The sequence below is a fragment of the Bacteroidetes Order II. bacterium genome (assembly GCA_016788705.1).
Classification (GTDB): domain Bacteria; phylum Bacteroidota; class Rhodothermia; order Rhodothermales; family UBA2364; genus UBA2364.
Map to the genome: position 1 here is coordinate 132,445 of JAEUSQ010000039.1, position 23,273 is coordinate 155,717.

A 23,273-nucleotide genomic window follows, 5' to 3' on the forward strand; every position below is an offset into this window, starting at 1 on the left:
CAGGTTTGGTGAAACGAATTAGTGAACAGCAAGACCGCACTTTGTACAAAAGTTTACCCCTTCGCGCAGGGGTGTTCCGCAGGCTGTACAAACAGGTACAACTGCTTCCTTGGCATGTGTAGGTGTTCCGCAACGGGCACAAAAATGAGCATCGGGCAGCAATGGATACCCACAATGTGAACATGTCCCAATCGGCGACTGATCCGAAATACGCACATCCACCTTGCCTTGGCCTAATGGAGCCGGAATGGTAACAACAGGATTGGCCTGCATAGGTTGGGGTTTTCGGGTATCCAACAATGCACGAGCAAGAAAGTCGGGATGATAGCGGGTATCGGAAATATAGGGTGCGTAGTCGGTCGTCTTCGCTTCGGTTAATAAGGCTTCTAAGGCCGTCGCTACAAAATGGGGGCCAACTAAAAGGAGTTCTACATAACCCGTTGCAAAGTCCGCAAAATCTGCCAACCAAATTCCGGAGCTGCTCCGCCAACCACCCAAGACGCTATACACCACCTTTTCGGGTTGAGGAATGGTTTGTACAACCAATCCGAACAATAACGCAGAAGGAACCAAGGTTTGGAAAAATGTCTCCAATGCCTCGTCGAAAATAAAGATCGGATCCGAGTCGGATTCTTCATCGGGTAGCAGTTGGGTAAGCAATCCTGCAGTTTCCAAGCTATGCAAGACATCGGGAAGTGTGTCCTCGAACTGCACCGGAACCTCATCAGGCAAGAGGGTGGCATACATCGTAACCGCCCAGCCGAGGTCTCGCTGCGAACATCCCAAAACCCATGCTTCACGTAATAAGGCTAAAGGAACGCCTTTCGGGAAGCCACCTTTTCGCAATAAACGATTCTTCAAGAGCGCCATTCGATAAGCATCCAAGAGCGTTAGAACACCCCAGAATTCTTTTTTAGACAGCCGAATGCGCAACGGATCGGTCTCGGGCAAGCCAGAAAGTTGCAACGTTTCCAATAAACCCATTAGCACCATTTCCGATGAAACGGGGCCTTCTACTGTTATATCCGCTGGTTCCACCCCCACCCGAATCCCCGGCAACAGCCCAAATGGGTCTTCCCAGAGGTATTGTCCCAAAATAGACGTATCAGTATCCCCCATAAGTAGGGTGACGGCCTGATGTGGATTTAGGAGCGCAGGCGTAGCCCAAGTCCAAATGTCGTGATCTTGTTCCCAGCTACGCAAAAGCGCTGCTGGATCGTCTCTTTCGGAAGTAGCCTGAAGATGCGCCAATGGCGAGAGCGGGCTTACCACCAAGTGGGGTATGCGTCGGAGCGCCTGAAGAGCTGCTCGGTTTAACTGGCCTTCCTGAAGGCGAGAAGGAGTGCCTTCTATCGTAAGGATGTTATTTGTTTCCATACAATTCCTGCGTAAATAGTCTTCGTTTAGCCAAAAAGACTCGTTTTAGGAGAGTGCTACTGTAATCATCATCCAAATGGCCGATCCGCAAAAAGCCCAAGCCATCGGAATCACAAAGCCACCAAATTTGGATGCACCTTTAGAAATTAAATAAGCTCCGCATGATGCGCCCATTGCCGATAATCCTGCCGAAAAAAATGCCTGTGCCGCATGCCACTCAAATACAACATCCGAGGCAATGGCCAGAATAGCAAATGGCACAAAAAATGCTAAACCTTGCCGGGCCGCTGCCTGCCCAATTTCGGGGTTCTCGCGGATCATCTCGTTGTATTTCGTCAGAAGTATTTGTAAAACACCAATGCCCACCGTTCCAAATACAAGAGAGAGCATTACCAGCAACCATCCGGCTTCGTGATTTATGGCCGCTAAAAAACCAAAAACACTAAAGAGGAATGCAGCGCCAAGAGTTGTTTGTTGTTTCATTGCGCTCCTCCCAAAAATGCCCAACCGATTAGCATAAGCAGGCCACAAAGGGTGGTCAGAACCACAGCGGGCAATATTTTATCTTCACAAAAATGTCGGATGGTGGCCGAAATTGGATTGAGTGCCCATAAAAGCCCTGTCACCCCAAAGGCCACCGCTGTATTCCACTCCAAAACTAAATTTACTATCAAGCCACAAACTGCATAAATCAACGTAGGACTATATGCCAATGCAAAAGCCCGCAATACATCTGGCAAAACTTGCTTGTGCCCCAAACCTTGTATGCCCGCCCAAGCCACAAAGCCCACAAAAATCACCCCGATCGTACCAAAAAACAGTCCTAAAACTGACAAAAGCACCACTTCTTCACTATCCATTCGTCCGGCACGCATTAAGTCTAAGCCCGTTTGTAGGAAAAATAGCAGAAAAGCCAGGCCAGAAACCCCATAGGCCAACCCCCATGATACTTCTGAGAGGGATTTTTGCAAAACCTGTCCGGGTGCGGCCATCATGCCAAACACCATGCCGAAGAATGAGGTTTTCTTTCCGGTATCTGAATCAATGGCTGTATTCATAACATTACTCCCAAAAAATTATTCAAAAAACAGCCGTGCGGCATCGGTTGCAAGCATTTCTGCCTCCATGCTTCGCAATGTTCCGGCGCGATAAGTTTCCCGAATTTCGGCATGTGGATAACGTACTTCGTCCGAGACAATGGTCAATAATCGCTGGTAGTCTGGCTTATACACCACCCGCAACCTAACCCAAGAGCCGCCTGCGTCGGGTTTCCCTTTTCCTTTATTAATTTGGATAGACCAGGCTCGTTTTTCCCTTTCTGCAAGTTGAGTGATAGGAGCCGGAGCGGGTGTTTCCACCACCAAGTCCTCCGAGGATTCAAAGTAAACCACCATTTCCCGTAGTGTACCAGTACATGCTTCGATACTCCCTAACAAGATGGCAGGAGCCTGTACCGGACGTTTCCCGTCCGAGGATTCCAAATTCACGGCTATACTTTGTGGGTAGGGATAATACAAAAAGGGATCACCCCCATTCGGGATTAAAGGGCAACCAAATAGACCCAAAACAAGCGAAAGTAGCAATAGGTGTTTCATAAGCGTAACCATTTGCTACACGTCAAAATCGTTCTTTTTATTCTATCTGTTGCACGAACTCATGGGATTAATCTTGTAGGAGGAAATTTTAATACGTTGTAAGGAAAGACAGCAAAAGAAAAGCTTATGTTTATGTTGATAAAATCACAATCAAACACTCTATGTAGGTTGATGGATAGTTTTGAAGAGCATAACTACGAGGTATTACAGAAATCTATTAAGACGAAGAACTGCTCAACGAATGAAAATGACCTCTGACATGCCTTTGATTCTTCGCCAAGTACCTGTATATAAACCATTGCACATCATCGCCCTATACTTTTTTTGAGTAAGCGATAGCATTTATCTTCGTTCCGCCTATTCCCGTAAAACAAAAGGGTAGGCATCCAAACAGACAAGATAGCCATGTCCTCCCTGAGGGAATGACCCTAATTGCAGATAGGGAATAAGTGAATAAGTATTATTTTAAATCACTAATAAGTAATAAGATAAACTTTATTAAGCGTCTAAAAAAAGAGATTATGAGGTGGCATAGAACGGGGATAATACGACCAGGCTTGGGCAAAATGCCTTCGCACGGGCAAGGTTTCGGCTACGACGATAGAACGGCTTTTTATCCCCTACACATTCGTGATGTGCCTAAAGAGGAACAGCAAGGCAGGCTACAAAGCCATCTTCTTCCTCTCGAGCTTGAAAGGCCGCAAAGCGATTGCCCAGACGTACCTAATGAAGTGGAAGATAGAACGAATGTTCAAGCGTTGAAGAGCGAGGGGTATGACATCGAAGCCGTCAACCTGAAGACCCCTGCAAGGCGGTGTCTGCTTATTCTTGCCGCCTACATCGCCTTGGCCTTACCGGTGGTTGCGACTTTTTGGGGGATCAAAAATTCAAAATCATTCACAGAAAGGACAGCTCGGTACACATAGTGAAGTTCGTCTTCCAAATCGGCCTAGGATTGATCGCTAAGCAAAGCCATAACTTCAAGGAATTTGGGAATATGTTGACAAACCGACCGAACGGTAAACAAAAAAACCGCCCACGAGGATCGTGTAAATTGGAAACTAAAGACGGAATCAAAAAACTTGTTACTCCAACAGAGCAATTTATTTATCTTCTTGATCGGCAATCAACATGTTTTTTTCCGCACCAAGATCCATATAGCATTTTTGGGTTTCAAATGTAATCTTCAAAGGATCATCCGTAACGACCCAATTCAAATATCAGCTTCTGATGCTTCTATTACAGATTTGTGATAAATATCGCGTACTGGCATAAATACTTCAAAGGTTGACTTGTTTTGTAAAAAACGCCACTTGTATAATATTGTTTCAAAAACAATTCGCAAGAAACGGATAGTTTTGGGTATTTTCAATAATATTCAAACACACCTTATCTGGTAGCGAATGAGGTCTTACAGAAAATTTTCTGATACAAAATGCAAACTGACTCTCACTATTGCTTCAATAACAACCCAAAATTATCTATTACTATATTGCCTTAATTGACAGATGAAGTCTTAAGCAACTCCGGGAAATGCCGGATCGCATTCCGGTATCTAGGAATCGAAACATTGACCACATACGGATTTTCGGGATGTTGCCGAACATAGTCTTGATGGTACGATTCTGCTTTATAGAAAGGCATTTCGGGCAATAACTGAACCGACAAAGGCTTCTTAAACTTTCCGGAAGCCGTAAGTTGTTGCATATAACTTTCTATCTGACTTTTTTGGGCAACATTTTTATAAAAAAGGATAGAACGATATTGTGTGCCTCTATCTGGCCCTTGCCCGTTTACTTGTGTAGGATCGCCCGCATGAAAAAACACGTTTAGCAATTGGGAATAGGAGATGACGGATGGGTCATAGGTTACTTCCACAGCTTCGGCGTGTGTGGTATTACCACTGCCAACTTGTTCATAGGTTGGGTTCGGCTCTGTTCCGCCTGCATAACCGGAAACAACATCTTTTACCCCTTTTAGGCTCTCAAAAATCTCTTCCACACACCAGAAACAACCTTGTGCAAAAACGGCTTTTTCTAATTTACTGGTAAGTATTTCCTTTTGAAATTTCAAAGATAAGCCATTCATGCAATAACGTAAGCCTGTGGGAGCGGGGCCATCATCAAACACATGACCAAGATGGGCACCGCATCGGGCACACGAGACCTCTTCCCGAACCATGCCAAGCGAATGGTCCTTTGTCAATTTTACACTTTTGCGGTGATACGGCTTCCAAAAACTGGGCCAACCCGTTCCAGAATCAAATTTGGTTTCGGAAGTAAATAATGGATTTTCGCAATCTGCACAATAAAAAATTCCTTTTTCATGCACCTTATTATATGGATGGGAAAAAGGAGGTTCGGTACCATGTTCGCGTGTGATTCGGTACTGATCCGCCGAAAGAAGCGATTTCCACTCAGCATCAGTACGTCGGATGGTTTCTGTCCAAGTGGTATCATGCACAACCCAAGTTGCTGGTGCAACACGAAGACTCACTTCTTCTGTAGGCGTACCCACTGGATGAGTGCAAGCAGCGAAAAGAAGGCATGTCGCCAAAAACCAAGATGAAGAGCGGAATAAAAACCAATTCATAATTATAAGCTATTTTTTCTACGATAGGTCAATTGCTTGCGTGTGTATGCTGATTTATTCGTGTTCAATCATTAAAGATTGTTACACCATAGGACAAATGTCGTTCTTACTTAAATTTGCCTTAACTCCTATTTCACGCATACATACTGGGCCTAAAATCCCTGCTTCCCTACAAAAGTTCCTTACACACGCCCAAAGGTCACAACGGTGCGACAAGTGAACTTTGGAGCTATAATACACCCTTACACCAAATAAACAACTTGGTATAGAATTATGTAAATTAAATACTTACCACAAATATTTCTTTGCCCGCCTTGCTGTTTTTGGGAAAGCCTTTCCCCTGGCTTGGGGATCACACGAAAAAAATCTGTCTATTTATAATTGCCCATGTAAGCATTTTCCCTACCCCCTTTGTACGATCCTGACCTACACTTCACATCAACCATTCCGTTCTTTTTATGAAACAGCCATGCCGGATTTTTGAGCAAGGCTTAGGCCTTCCTGTTTCACCAAACCGGCAATAACGATAATGCAAGCACACGAAACGCCAAACGAATCTGTTACCGTAGCTGAAGGCAGCGCGAGTGAACAGTACACTGGGCGTACAGTCTCGTTTTCTTACGATGACCAAATAGTACGCTATTTCCTATGGGCAACTGCCATCTGGGGAGTTGTAGGGATGTTGGTTGGGGTCATCATTGCCCTTCAAATGCCCTTATACCAAGCCAACTTAGGTCCTTACCTCACCTTCGGACGCCTAAGACCGCTGCATACCAACGCAGTGATTTTTGCTTTTGCAGGAAATGGTATTTTTGCGGCCATTTATTATTCCACACAGCGGCTATGTAAAACCAGAATGTTTAGCGACATGCTGAGCAAAATCCAATTTTGGGGCTGGCAATTGATCATTGTTTCGGCAGCGATCACCCTACCTCTTGGACTCACCACCAGCAAAGAATATGCTGAATTGGAATGGCCGATTGACATCGCCATCACCGTGGTCTGGGTTATTTTTGCGATTAACTTTTTTGGTACGTTAGCCATTCGTCGCGAAAAACACATGTATGTGGCCTTGTGGTTCTACATTGCGACCATCATCACTGTTGCCGTTCTTCACTTGGGCAATAGCATGGCACTTCCCGTGGGTATCTTTAAGAGCTACTCCCTATATGCAGGTGTTCAAGACGCACTGATTCAATGGTGGTATGGGCACAATGCAGTGGCTTTCTTCTTAACCACCCCCTTCTTGGGCTTGATGTATTATTTCATGCCCAAAGCCGCTGAGCGCCCCGTTTTTTCTTATCGTCTTTCCATCATCCACTTTTGGACATTGGTTTTCATCTACATCTGGGCTGGCCCACACCACTTGAACTATACCGCTGTTCCTGAGTGGGCCGCAACCTTGGGGATGACGTTCTCCGTGATGCTATGGATGCCAAGTTGGGGTGGGATGATTAATGGTCTCTTTACCCTTCGTGGTGCTTGGCATAAACTACGCGATAGTGTTGTCCTCAAAATGTATGTTTTAGGGATTACCTTCTACGGCATGTCCACCTTTGAAGGTCCCATGCTCTCGGTAAAATCGGTTAATGCACTTGCACACTATACGGACTGGATTATCGGTCACGTACATGCTGGCGCCTTAGGCTGGAATGGATTTATGATTTTCGGGATGATCTATTGGCTGTTGCCTCGGTTGTGGAAAACCGAAATTTGGAGCCAAAAATTGGCCACCACCCACTTCTGGATTGGTACGATTGGTATGTTGCTCTATGTTTTCGCCATGTATGCATCGGGCGTTACCCAAGGTTTGATGTGGCGTGCTTTCGACGAGACAGGACGATTGATGTATCCAGACTTTATGGAGACGGTTGTACAGATTGTACCGATGTATTGGGCACGCTTCATTGGTGGCACCCTCTATCTGACAGGAGCCATTCTGATGCTGGTCAATATGTTTATGACTGTTCGCAGCGCACCCAAAGAATTACCAGACACCGAAGTAACCCTTGCGGTAGCTTCTTAAGCTGCTCTTTATATTTCAAAACGATTTTCAAAAAAAACGTCGTGAAGGGAAGAGGGTGAAATTTAGGGGTAAGGGACACCTTCTTCCTCCTTCCGACGCTAAAATCCAAAACCATTATGAGTACGCACAAAGAAACGTTTCACCGTAAGATAGAAGGTGCTTGGATCCTTTTCTCTGTACTCACCCTGCTTTCCATTTTGGTAGGTACGGTGATCGAAATTGCACCTATGTTTCTGGTGAAAAGCAATATTCCCACCATCAGCACCGTAAAACCTTTAACACCGCTCGAATTAGCAGGCCGTGATATTTATCAACGAGAAGGTTGCGTAAACTGCCATTCGCAAATGGTTCGTCCGTTCCGTGACGAGTTAGAACGCTACGGAGAATACGGAAAGCCGGGCGAATCTGTATATGACCATCCGTTCCTTTGGGGATCCAAACGGACAGGCCCAGACTTATCGCGTGTAGGTGGGAAGTACCCAAACCTGTGGCATGTCCGCCACATGGAAAACCCCCGCTCAACGAGTCCGCGATCGCTGATGCCAAACTATTACTGGTTGTTGGAATACGACTTAGACCTTTCCAGTCTCTCCGCGCATCTTTCGGGGCTTCGTACCCTTGGTGTTCCCTATTCGGACCGCGAAGTTAGCAATGCCGTTTCATTGGCAAAAGAACAAGCGAAAGTCATTGCAGATGATGTAGCCGCAAATGGAGGCCCCAAAGGCTTGGCAAGCAAGGAAATTGTTGCAGTAGTGGCCTATTTACAACGCCTTGGAAAAGACCTAAAAGCAGCGCCGACCGCCAGTGCCTCCGGATCCACAACCAATGGAGGGTCATAAGCCATGATGAAGGAAGTCATTCGCGCCCTCGAAGTGGGTAGTCTTTCCGAAGTTGCGCTGTTCGCATTTATTGTGGCGTTTGTAAGTGCCTCCATTTTGATGGCTGCCTACACCAAGTCACAACGGTCGGCAGCCAAAAACCTGCCATTGGATGACGGCACGATTCAGGATGCCTTCGTGCCCAAAACACCCGGTAGCTAATGCTTTCGCCCTCAATTAACAGACCATTTGCAATTTAAATCTTTTCAACATGAGTACGCCAAATACCGATAAACCCAAAAAAAATGTGGACGTTGTCATCCACACCTATGATGGCATTCAGGAGTATGACAACATGATGCCCGGATGGTGGGCACTTATTTTTGTCATTACCATTTTTTGGTCTGCCATTTATGTGATTATTTATTATGATCGCGACACCTATCAAGAAGACCTGACTGCCGGGCTTGAAGAAGTAAATGCACTACGTGCAAAAGCGGATCAGTCTGGCTTTGGTAAAGACGTTACAGAAGAAAAACTAAAAGGCTTTACGGATGACAAAGCCCAAGCTGCTAAAGGAAAAACCGTTTATACGACCAATTGTGTGGCCTGTCACGGCGCCAACGGCGAAGGTGGAATTGGTGCAAACCTAACAGACGAATATTGGCTGCATGGCGGCGACCGCGTGGCAGTTTTTAATACCATCACAAAAGGCTTTGTCGAAAAAGGAATGCCCGGATGGGAAGCCTCGATCTCAAGCACCGATCGTGCGGCTTTGGTTGCCTATGTGTATAGCTTGGCCGGAACCAACCCGCCCAATGCAAAAGCACCACAAGGTGAAAAATTTGTAGCGCCCGCCGCAGATGCCCCTGTAGCACCTGCAAAACAATAACAGATGTTTTTTCCGGTGGCCTAAAGAGCGGTACGATACAATAGGCTTTGCTATTCTGCCAAGCCTAAATAAAAACATAACACAACCATGTCTAAGTTCTTAATAGAAAACATTGAAATACTCGACGCACCAGAGGCAGCCAGCAGTACCATGACGAAAGAGGGTAAACGCAAATGGATGTACCCGATCAAAGCCTCTGGAAGGTTCTACAATGCTCGTTTGGTGGTAGGTTGGTTGTTGATTGTATTTTTTGTATCGTTACCAATAATCAAAATCAATGGTCAACCCGCTGTTTTGATTGACTTTATCCACCGGAAATTTGCTTTATTTGGCCTGATGTTTTATCCGACCGATACCTTCCTGCTCTTGCTCTTTATGGTTGGAAGCATCTTGTCGGTGATCATAGGAACGGCCTTTCTGGGTAGGGTTTGGTGTGGATGGGGATGCCCACAAACGGTATATTTGGAATTTGTTTACCGCCCAATAGAGCGCTTTCTGGAAGGGCCAGAGCATGTTCGGCGGCGGCGCGACAATAGCCCCATGACGTTTGATACCTTTTGGCGAAAAGCCGTCAAGTTTGTACTCTATCTCTTGATAAGTTTTGCCTTGGCAAACGTTTTTGTTTCCTACTTTGTCGGTTGGGATCGCTTAGCAGAATGGATGCAAGGTTCACCCTTTGATAACATTGGCTTTTTCATCCTGATGGCTGGCACGACTGCCCTGATGCTGTTTGACTTTGGGTATTTCCGTGAACAAATGTGCGCCGTCACATGTCCATACGCCCGGATGCAATCTGTACTCTTAGACAAAGATTCAATGATTGTGTCCTATGACCCTGGACGCGGAGAGCCACGCGCCAGACGCGGGAAAAAGGCCCTACAGCAAGAAGCCGAAGGGCTTATTGAGGCCAAAGGCGATTGCATTGACTGCGCAGCTTGTGTCCGTACATGCCCAACAGGGATTGACATTCGGGATGGACTGCAATTGGAATGTATTGCTTGTACCCAATGTATTGATGCCTGCGACCAGATCATGGACAGCATCGGAAAGCCACGGGGACTTGTCCGCTACACTTCGGAACACGAAATTGAAGGCACACCTACCAAGATTATTCGTCCAAGAACCATCATCTATTCCACCTTGATTCTTGCGATTTTCGTGGCCCTGTTTTCCTTATTGGCGATGCGTAAACCGATTGATGTAAATGTCGGACGCGATGTTGGCGCCCCTTTCATTCAAATGACCCCACAAGAAGTGGCGAACCGGATTCGGTTCCGCGTACACAACCAAGGTAGCGAAAATCTGACTTTCACAATCAAAGCCCTGTCTCCTGCAAATGCAAAAATTATTGTTGTAGGTGCACCTGTAACAGCACTCGCAGCAGGTGAAATGAAGCGGGTGGATACCTTTGTTACGGTTCCAAATGCCACCTTCACTGGAAAAGATCAGGTTCCGGTAAAATTCGAGGTCACCTTCTCGAATGGATATAAGAACGTGTCTGACTTTACCTTGCTTGGACCGTCTGTGCAAAAATAATATGTTGGATGCTTATGCATTCATCGTGTTGCTTATATTATCAAAGAACGAGGTATTCTATAATACCTCGTTCTCTTTTTTAACCTTTCCCTAAAGACTTATGCCTGCTCCAAACGAAAAAGGCTATTATCGCTGGCCTATATTTATCATTGCCCTCTTGGCTATTACCATGATTGGGAGCATCAGTGTGTTGTTCATCGCCAATTATGACGGTGGGGCGAAAGTGGTGGACAATTATTATAAAAAAGCCCTCGATTTTGACAAATCCTCCGCCCTAATACATGAGAGTGAAAAATTAGGCTGGCAGGTAACATTGCTTCCCATACAAAATACCGCAGCACAGGTCTCCACATTGGTCTTCATGATTACCGACCGAGACGGAAATCCGTTGCAAAATCTCTCTGGAAAACTTAAAGCCGAACGTGTTGGTACCACCATCAAAGCCGAGACGTCCCTAATCACCGATCTCCAGCCCGGAAAAATGAGTAGTAAGCTAAAACTTATGCCGAAAGGACTTTGGGATTTTACCCTCTTGCTCTCCAATGGGCAACAAGAATTTAAACAAGTCATCCGTCAGGAGATTCTATGATAGAACCATTTTAAACATTCTTCCATAATGATATGAAAAGAATATTTTTTATATGGTTACTTCTATTTGCTTCGGCCAATGTAACCCTTGCACAGGTGTGCGATGGTTCTGCGGTGAAAGTCATCCGTGCATCCTCTAGTCCCAAATTTGATCGGCTCGTTTTTGAGTTTTATGGAGATACCGTTCCTCCTATTGAGTCTTTGGCCTATGCCAAGCCCCCATTTATTGGACCATCGGGCGAACCAGAAAAAGTGACCGGAAAGTTTTTTGTGGAGGCATTTTGGCATACGCCCATGGATACATGCAGCGTGGGCAAAAAACAATTTAACTTACCCATCTTGCGAAGTGTGAAAGTCTATGACCTCTTTGAAGGCGACATCCGCTATATCATCAGCCTGAAGAAAAAAGCCACCTTTACCACAACCAAATTGACCAATCCTGGACGCTTAGTGCTAGATTTTGCCAAGTAAAAAACGCCGATTCCTAAAGGCTTTAACACAAAAACTCCGGAAATACCCATCATTCCAACTCACTTTCTCGGGAAACGTGCCGATTTTTTGTAAAAAGACGCCCGCAAGGAGTCGGCAAGATGTTGATTTTGCTCAAAAAGTCCTTCGTAGAAGAAGAATACCTCACCGTGCAGGCCTTTTTCACGGTTATAGCGGAGGGCTTCTTTCACATACACGGGGTCATTAAACCGAGGCCCAGCCTTGATCAAGATACCCGGAGCCATGATCATTTTCCGTGTTTTCAGGTCTAAGCCTGACTCCCGAATCATGTCATCAATGGTACTTTTGTAGCGCTCAATTTCGTATCGGTACGCTTGTGGATGCAGCATATCCACTTGGCCACGCCGAATCCACTCTGGCCAATCTTGCAGATATTCCTCTAAAGACCACGGATAGATACTAGGAGAAAGCGAAACAATGAGGTTTGGGTTCTGAGACTTTACCATTTGGTACAATCGTCCCCCAAAATCTGAGAGTTTATCCGCACGCCATTGGAGCCAAGCAGGATCTTTATAATCATGGGGTGGAGTTTCGCCATTATGCTCTTTGCGATACAACGAGACCGTGTAATCATCGTAGCCACCAGAGGACGGGAGTGCTGGAAGGCGGTCATCCCCTTGAATCCCATCCACTTTGTACCGCTCTATAACCTCTTGAATGATCTCCAAAACGAATTGCTGCACCTCCGGATGAAAGCCGTTGAGCCACGTAAAGCCATTTTTTTTAAGAATATTCCCCTCACGGTCACGCCCAGCCCATTGTGGATATTTCGCCAGAATATTATCAGGCGGATTGTATGAACTGGAAAATCCAAACTCGAACCAAGGAATCACTTTTAGGTTGTATTTTTGGGCTTCGCGAATAATTTCGGCCAATGGATCTATGCGATTCGCCGCAAAAACGGAATCTTGACGGTTCGCCTCCCCAAAATACTTCACCATTACATTGCTGGGGTGCATGGTATAACCGTCATTATAGACCACCGGATATACCACATTAAATCCCGCATCGGCAAGACGTTTGATGCCCACCTGAATATTCTGACGTGTAAACATCACTTCGGAATCAATGTTCGTTAGCCAAACGCCCCGAATTTCACCAGATCCCCAATTTTTTCCATGTATGGAGGGTTTGATCGTGGAGCAACCCAGCCCCAAACTGCCGAAAATGATCAGCAAGCAGCTTGCGACAATGGAATAGTTCATCCTATTAACAAATTTTATTTGCGGTTAACCATCCTCGTTCCTTATCCTTATCGGGTAATTTATCCCAATAGTTTATCATACAAGATACGCCATGAGTAAGCCAATTCGTGTATTTGCGTCCATTTTCCTAATCTTCCTTACCCTATCCAAAAATGCGGCACCTGTGCAAGGTCAATCTTTGCCCGTCTATAAAAAAGAAGTACGCGGTGTCTGGATTACGAACGTGGCGTCGGATATCTTAAACTCTCGGGAAAATATTGCCCGTGGATTAGATTATCTTGCCCAAAACGGCTTTAATGTCATTTTTCCAGTAGTCTGGAACAAGGATTACACCCTCTTTCCAAGCAATGTAATGGTACGCCATTTCGGAGCCGAACGGCGGTTAGATCCAGCCTTTGCTGCTCAAAAACGGGATCCACTCGCCGAGCTTATCGTGGAAGCACATAGCCGTGGAATGGAGGTCATTCCGTGGTTTGAATATGGTTTTGCCTCTAATGGGTTTTTGGTAAATGCTAAGCCGGACTGGGCAACTCTCGGCACGAATGGCAAAGTCGTGAATAAAAACGGTTTTTTCTGGATGGCAGCCATTAATCCAGACGTTCAACAATTCATGCTCGACTTGATGAAGGAGGTGATCGAAAACTACGATGTGGATGGCATACAAGGAGATGACCGCTTGCCTGCAATGGCAGTGGAAGGCGGCTATGATGAATACACGGTTCAGCTCTATAAACGAGAACACAACGGGATTGCCCCTCCAACTTTCCAAAAAGACCCCGATTGGGTGCAGTGGCGCTCAGACAAATTAACCACTTTCCTAGGTAAACTTTATAGAATGGTCAAAAAACAAGACCCCAATCTGACCGTCTCCATGTCTCCTTCCATTCTGGATTTTGCCAAATACGAGTATCTCCAGGATTGGACCCGGTGGCTGGATTCCACCTATGTGGACTTGGTACACCCACAAGCCTACCGATATGATCTTTTTGGATATCAGAGCATTGTTGGGCAGATGGTCGGTGCTACCCCAACATCTTCCGGTTATGTAAAACAGACATATAAGCATAAAATTTCCCCAGGGATTGTCACAAAAGCTTCTCAGATCAATGGTCCCAATTTGGTAAGGCAAATGGTCAACTACCACCGAAACTTGGGCGTGATGGGAGAGGTGTTTTTTTATTATGAAGGCATGGGCGCACAAAACCAGTTTTTGGCTGATTCTCTGCGGAAGTACTTCTACAAAGAACCCGCCGTTATGCCCAACCGGAACTCCGTCTGGCGTCCCATTCCAACCATTCAAAATGAAACGGATGCCACCGTCCTTAAATCGGGCACATGGGAAGCCAACGCCGGAGCCGGATACGCGGGAGCGGTACTACGTGGCAAACAAGGAACAAATCCTGTCATTACATACCGCTTTAGCCCGCCCTATTCTGGCTTTTTTGATGTTTTTGTTTGGGTTGCTGGTGGACGTAGCGATGCCTCTCAGATTGCACCATATAGCATCAAGAACAATAACGGATTACAATATACCGAATTTGTCAATCAAGTGTCCGCTGATAGCCGTTGGGTCAAACTAACCGGCATTCCGGCTGTTTTCGGAAAAGACATTGAAATTGTGGTATTTGCAGACGATGTGGCAGATGGAGGCGCCGTCTATGCCGATGCGGTTATGTTTAAGCTCAACCGTAAAAAATCTCCAGAAGTACAAATACAATTCCGCACACCAATAGACCGCGACCCAGGGCTGCCCCAACAAATTGACTTAGACCAGAATTACCCAAACCCTTTTAATCCAACCACCACCATCCGCTTCCGATTGGAGAAAACCGAGTCGGTACGCCTCACCTTATACGACATGCTGGGCAGACGAGTAGGTACTTTGGTAGATAACCGGCTGTTAACTGCTGGCGAACATCAGGTGGTAGTGGATGCACAACACCTTCCTAGTGGTCACTACCATTATCGCCTCGAAACCCCCACAGGTGCCTTAATTCGACAAATGACCTTGATCAAGTAATTCTTTCATCTTTTTCCCCTTTACCCATGCATTGGATAGATTATAGCATCGTTGGTATTTACCTCGCCATCCTCGTCGGCATCAGCTATTATTTTCAACGCCTTGCCACACGCAATACCAACAGCTTTTTCCTCGGCGATAACAACCTGCCGTGGTGGGCCTTGGGCGCATCCGGAATGGCCTCTAACTTGGACGTGAGCGGTACGATGATTATCGCAGCAATGGTTTACGTATTGGGGGTTCAAGGGATTTTTATTGGCATTCGTGGCGATGTGGTCCTCATTCTCGCCTTCCTGATGATTTTCACGGGCAAATGGAACCGCCGAAGCAATGTTATGACCGTCGCAGAGTGGATGGAATTTCGCTTTGGTACAGGAAAAGAAGGCCAGCTTGCAAGGCTTCTTTCCGCCATTTCTGCATTGGTTTTTACCGTCTGGGCATTGTCCTACTTTAATACCGGAAGCGGCATCTTTTTTAAAGAGATGTTGGGAATTGATCCGCTTTATGGCATGATCATCATGATTACCATCTCTTTACTTTATGCTGTTTTGAGTGGTCTATATGGGGTGGTTTATACGGAAGTTTTTCAGGGCGTTCTGATTCTCATTACCATTATATATGTGGTGATACGGGTAATGGTTTCCTATACCTTGCCCGAAACTTTCACGGTATCTGTCCCAATTGAAGGCGGAGGTTTTCAGGAAATTGAAACGACTCTTGCCTCTTGGACGCAATTGCTACCCAGTTGGTCTTTAAGTCTGCCCAAAGGCCCATATGAACAGTATAATATTTTGGGGTTGGCTACCCTTTATTATTTATTTAGAACCGTTCTGGACGGCGCAAGTGGCGCTGGTGGATATATTGCACAACGATTTTATGCCGCCAAAAACGAACGTGAAGTGGGTCTTCTGAGTGTTTTCTGGGTGTTTCTGCTGTCTTTCCGCTGGCCATTTGTCATTAGTATCGCCATATTAGGTATTTTCTGGGGCATCGAAGGCAATGTAATCGCAAATCCGGAAGCCGTACTCCCCGTAGTGATGATGAATCTGTTTCCGGTTGGACTAAAAGGACTGGTGGTGGCAGGATTAATGGCAGCGGCCATGAGTACCTTTGTTGCATTGGTGAACTCCGGTGCGGCATACTGGGTCAACGACCTCTATGTCCGGTTTTTAAAGCCTGATGCCACGAATAAAGCCCAGATCACGCACAGCCGAGTAGCCTCGGTTGTCGTTGTTATTTTAGGATTGGTCACCACCTACCTTTTTAACAGCCTAAATGATGTCTGGGACTGGCTATTAATGGGATTTGGGATCGGAATGATCATTCCCGGCGTTTTCCGTTGGTATTGGTGGCGTTTTAATGGATATGGCTATGCTGCCGGGGTTGTTACGGGTCTATTATTTTCTACAGGTCAACGCCTTTTTGACTTCCAATTAGATGCTTTTACTACGTTTTTCCTTACTGCAGGCATCACAACCATTGCTTGTATCATGGCCACCTTGCTTACACCCGCCACCGAAATGGACACGCTCGTCAAGTTCTATCGTCAAACCCGCCCATTTGGTTTTTGGAAGCCCGTAAAGGCACTTGTAGCACTAAAAGAAGTAGAAAGCATCCACGCCGAAAACCGTAAAGACCTCTTGGCCACTCCTTTTGCAATGGGATGGCAGATGTCTTTGTTTATTATGATGATGGTTTTGCCCACCAAACAATGGGCCCAATTTGGGATTGCCTTCCTCGTATTTGCCTTTTTTTCCGCTGGCCTCTACTTCACCTGGTTCCGTAACCTTAGCAAAAAACCTTCTTCAACCGCATTGGAGACCTCATGAACCGTCGGAATTTTATTCAGTCTTCCTCGTTTGCATTGGCAGGATTGCCTTTTGTGATCGGCCCTTTTTATCGCGGCACACAGCGTCTCGAAACCCAAATACTGATCTATGGCGGTGGTGCGTCTGGCATTTGTGCCGCCATCCAAGCTGCCCGAATGGGTATGGATGTAACCGTGATCGAAAATACCCCGTGGATTGGTGGGATGCTCACCAGTGCTGGCGTGAGTGCTCTGGATGGCAACAAATATGGTGCTGGTGGCGGCCTGGTGGCGGAATTCCGAGATTACCTAATCCGACATTATGGCGGAGAAAAACAAACATTTACGGGCTGGATTAGTCTCTATTGCTACGAACCGAAAATTGGACATGCCGCCTTGCAAAGTTTGGTAAAACCATTGCCGAACCTCAAAATCTTGTACGAGGCCGATGTCATTGGATATGAAAAGACCGATAGCCGCGACCGAAAAATCACCGTCCGTACAAAAGAAGGCCAGAGAACCGAGGTAATCTGCCAGATATTTATGGATTGTACCGAATATGGCGATGGCATGAAATTAGCTGGCGTGAAGTACCGATTGGGGCGAGAAGCCCAACACGAATACGAAGAAGCCGCTGCGCCATTGGTAGCCGATATGGAAATGCAGGATTTAACCTATGCTGCTACGTTGGTCAAAACAACAGAAGGCAAAGCCATGCCCTTTAGTGCTTTAGAAGAATCCTATTGGGACAACATGTTTCGGTGTAGCACCCAGTTGGATTGTTACTTGCCAGACCTGAACGACAAAAAAGTCCTGAACCATACCATTCATACGTGGCAAAGTTTTATTACCTATGCCGCCCTGCCCAATAACAAATATTTACTCAACTGGCCCCACCATTCTAATGATTATGCAATTGCCGAAGCTTTTTTTGAAGATTTGTATTACCGCAACTATGTATTACAGTCGGCGAAATTGCACACCCTCCAGTTTGTTAAATACATGCAGAACAGACTCGGACATCCCGAATGGCAATTAGCCACCGATGAATACCCTACCAAAGACCATCTACCGATGATTCCATATATCCGGGAAAGCCGTCGTTTGGTGAATCAACATGTGCTACGGTTACAAGACATGATTCCGGTGAATGGCAATAAGCGGGCGCCCTTCCGTCCAGACGCCATTGCTGTAGGCGATTATTTTATAGACCACCATCATGCCAAGTCTAATCTGCCAATAGAGCAACGCCTCATAGAAGATTATCCAGACAATGGTCCCTTCCAAATTCCGCCCTCGGTATTCTTTCCAGAAAATGGGGACGACAGTTTTATGGTAGGCGAAAAAAGCATTGCAGTTACCCACATTGTAAATGGCTGTACGCGTCTGCAACCAGCCGTTATGCTGATGGGACAAGCAATGGGTGCAATCGCAGCCATTGCCCTTCAAAAAGGCATCGCGCCTGCACAGGTCCCTACGTCCCTCGTGCAAGAAATCCTTATTGGTGCGGGTTGCCAATTGTATATTCTATACGACATTCCGAAAGGCCACGCCCTCTTTAGCACCACCCAAAAATTAGCGTTGAGGGGTGTCTTAAACGAAGAGGATGCCTTGGTTCTCGAAGCCGATAAAAACATACCAACCGCACTCGCCCAGAAGTGGAGCAGCCGTGCGAAATGCGATGCTCTTAAGCCGGGCCTCATAGCACAAGAAATAACGCCCAAAGACCTGATGCCCCCGTACCGAAAAATGCTTCCGGCCTCACAAAAACCCCTTACCAAGGGTGCATTTATCAGAATGCTGGGCCAAGCCCTCAAACTTATATGAAGCGCTATTTGTTTACACAAACCTTGGCGCTTGGCTTTTTTACCATTGCCTTCAGCCAAGTGAACACCGAGCGATTACGTGTCTTTGGGGACAAGCCTGGTTGGAACCACAGCTTTCAGGCCGCATTTGCTTATGCCTCTGGGAATTCAGATTTTGCCCGTCTTAGTGGAACTTGGCGTACCGATTTTGAACGCAAGCCCCGCGAATTACTGCTCGTTGCCAATTTTGAGCGAGGTATTTCTAATAACAACAGGTATGTCAATAAGGGTTTTGGGCATGTCCGTGCCCTCTATCGTGTCACAGAACCACTTAAAGCAGAGATCTTCCTACAAAAAGAATACAACGAATTTACCCGTTTACAAGACCGTCAGTTAGCCGGAGCAGGACTCCGTTGGAAAATGATTAGCCATGCGCCAATGGGCCAAAATCCCAAATCAGGGTTGTGGATGTACCTTGGTGTTGGGGGGATGTACGAAGTAGAACAGATCAAAGATGAGCCTACTGAAACCACTCGCCTCTTCCGTTCCACCAATTATCTCACCTTTTACATAGACTTGGGAAACCAAGTATCCCTAAATACGGTCGGCTATTTCCAAATCGCACCCATTCATCCTAAAGACTTCCGCATTTTGGCAGAAAACAATGTGACCGTGACATTAGCCAAAAACATTGCCCTCACCTCTGGAATATCCTTCCGTTACGATAACCAACCACCTACAAAGGTGAAACCGTACGATTTTTCACTCATGCAGGGATTACGGGTTGCACTCTAAAACCACAGACATCATCGGAAGACATCAAAAGGATTGATACGGTGCGTTTTGGGTTTATGGGTTGTACGGTGCAAAATCAGGGTACAAAAACCTTCACTATACAACTCATCGGAAATATAGTCATCTAAAGCGCCAGACTCAATCAGTTCATACAACTGATACTTGATGGTCCGGTTGCGGTACAAAGTCTCGCTGGTAGAGTTGCCGTGTACAATCTTCATGCTGATACGGCCATATTGAAAAGCCAGCCGCAAGGCACGTAAAACCAAAGCCTCGACATCATCCACCCGCACACCATGCAGGTCTAAGGTCACTTTAGCGCCATCATCCTCCCAACGCATAAGACGATTAATCTTCTAATTTACGTAATTCCTCTTCTTCTTGCCCTCCCGGCCCAAAAACCCGTCGTTTTGCGCGTGCATGACCTTCCGGTGTATCCATGCGCAAAATTTTTCGTATCTCGGCGAGTGGCAGTGTATCAAAACTCCCGTCCTGTACTTCGTACCAGACCAATTGTTTGAAAATATCTAATTTGGTGATATACGCACGACCCTTGGGACTATTAAATCCAATCCCAATGTCTGGATATTCATTTAGGGCTTCTATGTATTGATCCAATTCATAGTTTAGGCAACATTTCAGCCGGCCACATTGCCCGCTAAGCCGTGTTAAATTGAGGGGCAGACTCTGCGATTTTGCCGCCGTCGTAGAGACAGGCTTAAACTCTTGGAGCCACGTAGAACAGCACAATTCCCTGCCACATGAACCAAGGCCACCAACACGAGCAGCCGCATCTCGTGCCCCAATTTGCCGAAGTTCAATCCTTGTAGAAAGTCGGGCAGCCAAATCCCGAACCAGTTTGCGAAAATCTACCCGTTTGTCGGAAGTAAAGAAGAACGTGACCTTATTTCCATCAAACTGCCACTCCACATCCACCAACCGCATCATCAAATCATGTTTTTCTATGAGGTCACGACACATGACAAAAGAGGTGCTTTCGCGCTCGGCCCGCTTTTCGGCATGTTCTATGTCTTCCAACGTGGCCGCACGAATAATACCCGGAAAAGGTGTTGTAGGATCGGTTTTTTTAGACCGCAACCGCAAACGTACCATTTCGCCCGTCAGGTTGATGCTCCCATAATCTACACCGCGATCCGCCTCAACCACCACTGGATCGCCGATGGCTATGTCTAAATTATTGTTATTGACATAAAAGCCACGACGCCCGGCTTTAAATGCAACTTCATACACCCCAAACTCTGTACCAGGGCGTTCCAAGTCCACCACATTCAACCAGTCGTGGGCAAACATTGACGGGCATGTTCCAGCCCCTTTTTTGGTTGAGCATCCACCACTGCTACACCCCCCACTTCCACAACCGCCCGTTCCACAAGATCCACAAGCCATATTTTTATGGTTAAAAATGAATAATACCCTATCGAACCGCAAGTCGCTACGGTCGGTTCCCTCAATCTACCGCAACCAACGGCACATAAAGAGCACCAGTAGCATTCCCCCGCATGGCCTGAGACAATCGTTCCTGCAAAACAACAAGAATCAGTGCTTCGCTCACATTTCGCTCTATCAAGCTATGGGCTTCTTCCAAGACATCGGCCATATAAGCCATTTGGGCCTTAGGAACACCATTACAAAAGCGCATAATAACGTCCGAAAAATCAACGTTGACCAAATGCGAAACGTCTCCGGAAGATTGAAAAGTAGCGAGATCGCGTACCCAAAGCAACATCAACCGCATAAGATTTTTCAGGGCATCTCTGCCCATTTTTGCCATGCGTTCATTAAACTCTGCTAATTGATTGATATTTCGGCTATATACTGCCCGAAAATAGTCCACAATCAGTTCTCTTAATGCCCGAATCTCTGTGTCGGCAGCCAGAGTAAGGGCTTTATTGTATGAGCCGTTGGCCATACGGGCATACAATTGGGCTTCTTCTGGCTTAAGACCTGCATGGTCTTGCAGGGCAGTTGCCAAGTCGTCCGTCTGTAATGGATCAAAACGTACTTGCTGACACCGTGAAAGGATGGTGGCCAAAAGCCGTTCCGGCCTACTCGATGTCAGAATGAACACCGTATGGTCGTTCGGTTCTTCCAAAATTTTCAGGAACGCATTCGCCGCTTCCACGCGCAGATAGTCCGCTTCCAACAATAAAACCACTTGCAAACGTCCTTCACTGGGATGGTATTTCACACGCGGTTTAACCCCTTCATTGATGCGTTCCACAGAATAGAACGATTGCTTTCCGCCTTTCTTTCCCACTCCCACCTCTGGAAGCCTTACCGGATCCACATGGCGATAAGGGTTTTCATACAAAAGCCGTAGCCTTTCCGAGATTTCTTTTTCGTCTATATCTTTGGGGGTCGGAAAAAAAACATGGATGTCTGGGTGTAACCCTTTTTGTGCTTTCCGAAACCCCAAAACCGTTTCGGGCTGGGTCAATGATGCTGGCTCACACTGTAAAGCAGCAGCCATATACAAGCCCATTGCCTGTTTCCCCACCCCTTCTGGCCCATAAAAAAGGTATGCTTGTGCCACCCTCCCAGACGAAAGCGCCTGCAAAAGCGTTTCCTTAACCCGCTTTTGCCCAATAATGTCCGCCCAGTCCATGAAAAATTTGATTTGATGATGAACGTATTGCACAAGATACGGGAAAATACCTATTTTGGCAATCTGATTTCGGCGCGGTAGCTCAGATGGTTAGAGCGTAGGATTCATAACCCTAAGGTCGGGGGTTCGATTCCCCCCCACGCCACAAGCCTCCTTTATTATTAGATGGAGGCTTTTTTATTTATTGTGCCTTAATATTTCGTACCATCATGCGTTCTCTCCAAGACCTTGCCTCTGCAAGTACCCATTTTCCGCGAACGCCGCCCATGCCACTCCTGTTCTTGGGACATGGCAGCCCCATGAATGCCATCGAAGAAAATGAATTCGTGGTCGGTTTCCGGAGGCAAGCCCAAAATCTACCGCGACCTCATGCCATTTTGTGCATCTCGGCGCATTGGCTCACGAATGGTACCCACCTAACAGCCATGCCGGCCCCACGCACCATCCACGATGTTTATGGGTTCCCACCCACACTCTACGAGGTGAATTACCCCGCACCCGGTAGTCCTGCATTGGCCGCTGAAGCCCAACAACTGCTTTCTCCAAGTATCGCCCAATTGGATATGCACTGGGGCTTAGATCACGGGGCTTGGAGTGTGCTGAAGCATCTTTTTCCAGCGGCAGATGTTCCAGTTGTACAAATGAGTATAGACTATCATCGCGCGCCCTCCCATCACTATGAATTGGCGAAACGCTTGTACCCACTTCGTGAGCGGGGTATTCTGATTGTGGGAAGCGGAAATTTGGTACATAACCTCAGCAAAGTGGACTTTTCACGAGTCAATGAGGTTGGCTATGGCTATGATTGGGCACACGAAGCCCGTAATCGAATAAACAATGCAATGGATGACGAGGATTTAGACACGCTTTTACATTATGAGCGGCAAGGACACGCCTTCCGCATGGCCATCCCTACACCCGATCATTATTTCCCATTGCTGTACTGTATGGGATTAAAACAGAAACATGAATCGGCTTTTCGCTTTAATGACCAGTTACTTGCTGGTTCCCTCTCCATGACCAGTGTCAGATTCAACTGATTTAGGAGCCATGTGAAGGCAGTTTTTCATCATGCGCTTCA

At 46.4% G+C, this 23,273-nt stretch carries 23 protein-coding genes and 1 tRNA gene; 14 read left to right on the top strand and 10 right to left on the bottom strand.

Translation table 11 applies throughout. From position 1 onward, the window contains the following. Window positions 1-18: 18 nt before the first annotated feature. The 4 genes from JNN12_10310 to JNN12_10325 are packed head-to-tail and all read right to left on the bottom strand — an operon-like array spanning window position 19 to window position 2,972. Window positions 19-1,377, bottom strand: a complete 1,359-nt coding sequence (locus tag JNN12_10310; protein ID MBL7978722.1) for a zinc ribbon domain-containing protein — start codon at window positions 1,375-1,377, stop codon at window positions 19-21. A gap of 45 nt (window positions 1,378-1,422) precedes the next feature. After that, entirely contained in the window at window positions 1,423-1,860 is a 438-nt protein-coding gene (locus tag JNN12_10315) for a hypothetical protein (GenBank protein ID MBL7978723.1), read from the bottom strand. Then, on the bottom strand, window positions 1,857-2,435 hold the full coding sequence (locus tag JNN12_10320; GenBank protein ID MBL7978724.1) for a hypothetical protein: 579 nt from the start codon (window positions 2,433-2,435) through the stop codon (window positions 1,857-1,859). Before JNN12_10320 ends, JNN12_10315 begins: the two co-directional genes overlap by 4 nt. 18 nt (window positions 2,436-2,453) lie before the next feature. Further along, window positions 2,454-2,972 (bottom strand): hypothetical protein, encoded by a 519-nt coding sequence (locus JNN12_10325; protein ID MBL7978725.1) that lies wholly within the window; start codon window positions 2,970-2,972, stop codon window positions 2,454-2,456. Between the two features lie 557 nt (window positions 2,973-3,529). On the opposite strand from JNN12_10325, the gene JNN12_10330 reads away from it, so the two are divergent. After that, on the top strand, window positions 3,530-3,898 hold the full coding sequence (locus JNN12_10330; GenBank protein MBL7978726.1) for a hypothetical protein: 369 nt from the start codon (window positions 3,530-3,532) through the stop codon (window positions 3,896-3,898). A 177-nt stretch (window positions 3,899-4,075) separates the two neighbouring features. Here the strand turns inward: JNN12_10330 and JNN12_10335 are convergent, their stop codons facing one another. Together JNN12_10335 and JNN12_10340 are read right to left on the bottom strand one after the other, a co-directional pair. Then, on the bottom strand, window positions 4,076-4,189 hold the full coding sequence (locus JNN12_10335) for a hypothetical protein (protein MBL7978727.1): 114 nt from the start codon (window positions 4,187-4,189) through the stop codon (window positions 4,076-4,078). 280 nt (window positions 4,190-4,469) lie between these two features. After that, a complete protein-coding gene (locus tag JNN12_10340) occupies window positions 4,470-5,564 on the bottom strand; it encodes a bifunctional methionine sulfoxide reductase B/A protein (protein ID MBL7978728.1) in 1,095 nt (364 codons plus the stop codon). A 529-nt stretch (window positions 5,565-6,093) separates the two neighbouring features. Here JNN12_10340 and ccoN point away from each other — a divergent pair. The 7 genes from ccoN (at window position 6,094) to JNN12_10375 (ending at window position 11,895) form a co-directional block, all read left to right on the top strand. Then, complete coding sequence (ccoN, locus tag JNN12_10345) at window positions 6,094-7,590, top strand: cytochrome-c oxidase, cbb3-type subunit I (protein ID MBL7978729.1); 1,497 nt, start codon at window positions 6,094-6,096, stop codon at window positions 7,588-7,590. A 116-nt stretch (window positions 7,591-7,706) separates the two neighbouring features. Further along, entirely contained in the window at window positions 7,707-8,429 is a 723-nt protein-coding gene (gene ccoO / locus JNN12_10350) for a cytochrome-c oxidase, cbb3-type subunit II (GenBank protein ID MBL7978730.1), read from the top strand. A gap of 3 nt (window positions 8,430-8,432) precedes the next feature. Continuing rightward, window positions 8,433-8,630: a hypothetical protein gene (locus JNN12_10355; protein MBL7978731.1), complete on the top strand. Its 198-nt coding sequence runs from the start codon at window positions 8,433-8,435 to the stop codon at window positions 8,628-8,630. 49 nt (window positions 8,631-8,679) lie between these two features. Next, complete coding sequence (locus JNN12_10360; GenBank protein MBL7978732.1) at window positions 8,680-9,300, top strand: c-type cytochrome; 621 nt, start codon at window positions 8,680-8,682, stop codon at window positions 9,298-9,300. Between the two features lie 87 nt (window positions 9,301-9,387). Next, window positions 9,388-10,836, top strand: a complete 1,449-nt coding sequence (ccoG, locus tag JNN12_10365) for a cytochrome c oxidase accessory protein CcoG (GenBank protein MBL7978733.1) — start codon at window positions 9,388-9,390, stop codon at window positions 10,834-10,836. Window positions 10,837-10,936: 100 nt separating this feature from the next. Further along, the gene (locus JNN12_10370) at window positions 10,937-11,425 is read left to right on the top strand and encodes a FixH family protein (GenBank protein ID MBL7978734.1); all 489 of its coding nucleotides are present in this window, start codon (window positions 10,937-10,939) and stop codon (window positions 11,423-11,425) included. A 32-nt stretch (window positions 11,426-11,457) separates the two neighbouring features. Then, window positions 11,458-11,895 carry a hypothetical protein gene (locus JNN12_10375; protein MBL7978735.1) on the top strand — a complete coding sequence of 146 codons (438 nt, stop codon included), beginning with the start codon at window positions 11,458-11,460 and terminating at the stop codon, window positions 11,893-11,895. A 59-nt stretch (window positions 11,896-11,954) separates the two neighbouring features. Here JNN12_10375 and JNN12_10380 read toward each other — a convergent pair whose 3' ends face one another. Beyond that, window positions 11,955-13,139, bottom strand: coding sequence for a family 10 glycosylhydrolase (locus JNN12_10380; protein ID MBL7978736.1), 1,185 nt, complete (start codon window positions 13,137-13,139; stop codon window positions 11,955-11,957). A gap of 91 nt (window positions 13,140-13,230) precedes the next feature. On the opposite strand from JNN12_10380, the gene JNN12_10385 reads away from it, so the two are divergent. From JNN12_10385 to JNN12_10400, 4 genes are read left to right on the top strand one after another with little or no spacing between them, the layout of a single operon-like run. Next, window positions 13,231-15,159 carry a family 10 glycosylhydrolase gene (locus JNN12_10385; GenBank protein MBL7978737.1) on the top strand — a complete coding sequence of 643 codons (1,929 nt, stop codon included), beginning with the start codon at window positions 13,231-13,233 and terminating at the stop codon, window positions 15,157-15,159. Between the two features lie 26 nt (window positions 15,160-15,185). Then, a complete protein-coding gene (locus JNN12_10390) occupies window positions 15,186-16,988 on the top strand; it encodes a hypothetical protein (GenBank protein MBL7978738.1) in 1,803 nt (600 codons plus the stop codon). Continuing rightward, complete coding sequence (locus JNN12_10395; protein MBL7978739.1) at window positions 16,985-18,793, top strand: FAD-dependent oxidoreductase; 1,809 nt, start codon at window positions 16,985-16,987, stop codon at window positions 18,791-18,793. Before JNN12_10390 ends, JNN12_10395 begins: the two co-directional genes overlap by 4 nt. Beyond that, window positions 18,790-19,566, top strand: coding sequence for a DUF481 domain-containing protein (locus JNN12_10400; protein MBL7978740.1), 777 nt, complete (start codon window positions 18,790-18,792; stop codon window positions 19,564-19,566). The genes JNN12_10395 and JNN12_10400 overlap by 4 nt, the downstream gene beginning before the upstream one ends. 11 nt (window positions 19,567-19,577) lie before the next feature. Here the strand turns inward: JNN12_10400 and JNN12_10405 are convergent, their stop codons facing one another. From JNN12_10405 to JNN12_10415, 3 genes are all read right to left on the bottom strand, one after another. Then, a complete protein-coding gene (locus tag JNN12_10405; protein MBL7978741.1) occupies window positions 19,578-19,907 on the bottom strand; it encodes a Smr/MutS family protein in 330 nt (109 codons plus the stop codon). Between the two features lie 7 nt (window positions 19,908-19,914). Continuing rightward, on the bottom strand, window positions 19,915-20,973 hold the full coding sequence (locus tag JNN12_10410) for a Signal peptidase-like protein (GenBank protein ID MBL7978742.1): 1,059 nt from the start codon (window positions 20,971-20,973) through the stop codon (window positions 19,915-19,917). 61 nt (window positions 20,974-21,034) lie between these two features. Continuing rightward, window positions 21,035-22,192 (bottom strand): DNA polymerase III subunit delta', encoded by a 1,158-nt coding sequence (locus JNN12_10415; GenBank protein ID MBL7978743.1) that lies wholly within the window; start codon window positions 22,190-22,192, stop codon window positions 21,035-21,037. Between the two features lie 71 nt (window positions 22,193-22,263). Between JNN12_10415 and JNN12_10420 the strand changes: the two genes are divergently transcribed. Both JNN12_10420 and ygiD read left to right on the top strand, forming a co-directional pair. Further along, window positions 22,264-22,337: transfer RNA gene (locus JNN12_10420), tRNA-Met, on the top strand. A 64-nt stretch (window positions 22,338-22,401) separates the two neighbouring features. Then, the gene (ygiD, locus tag JNN12_10425) at window positions 22,402-23,232 is read left to right on the top strand and encodes a 4,5-DOPA dioxygenase extradiol (protein ID MBL7978744.1); all 831 of its coding nucleotides are present in this window, start codon (window positions 22,402-22,404) and stop codon (window positions 23,230-23,232) included. Window positions 23,233-23,273 lie beyond the last annotated feature (41 nt).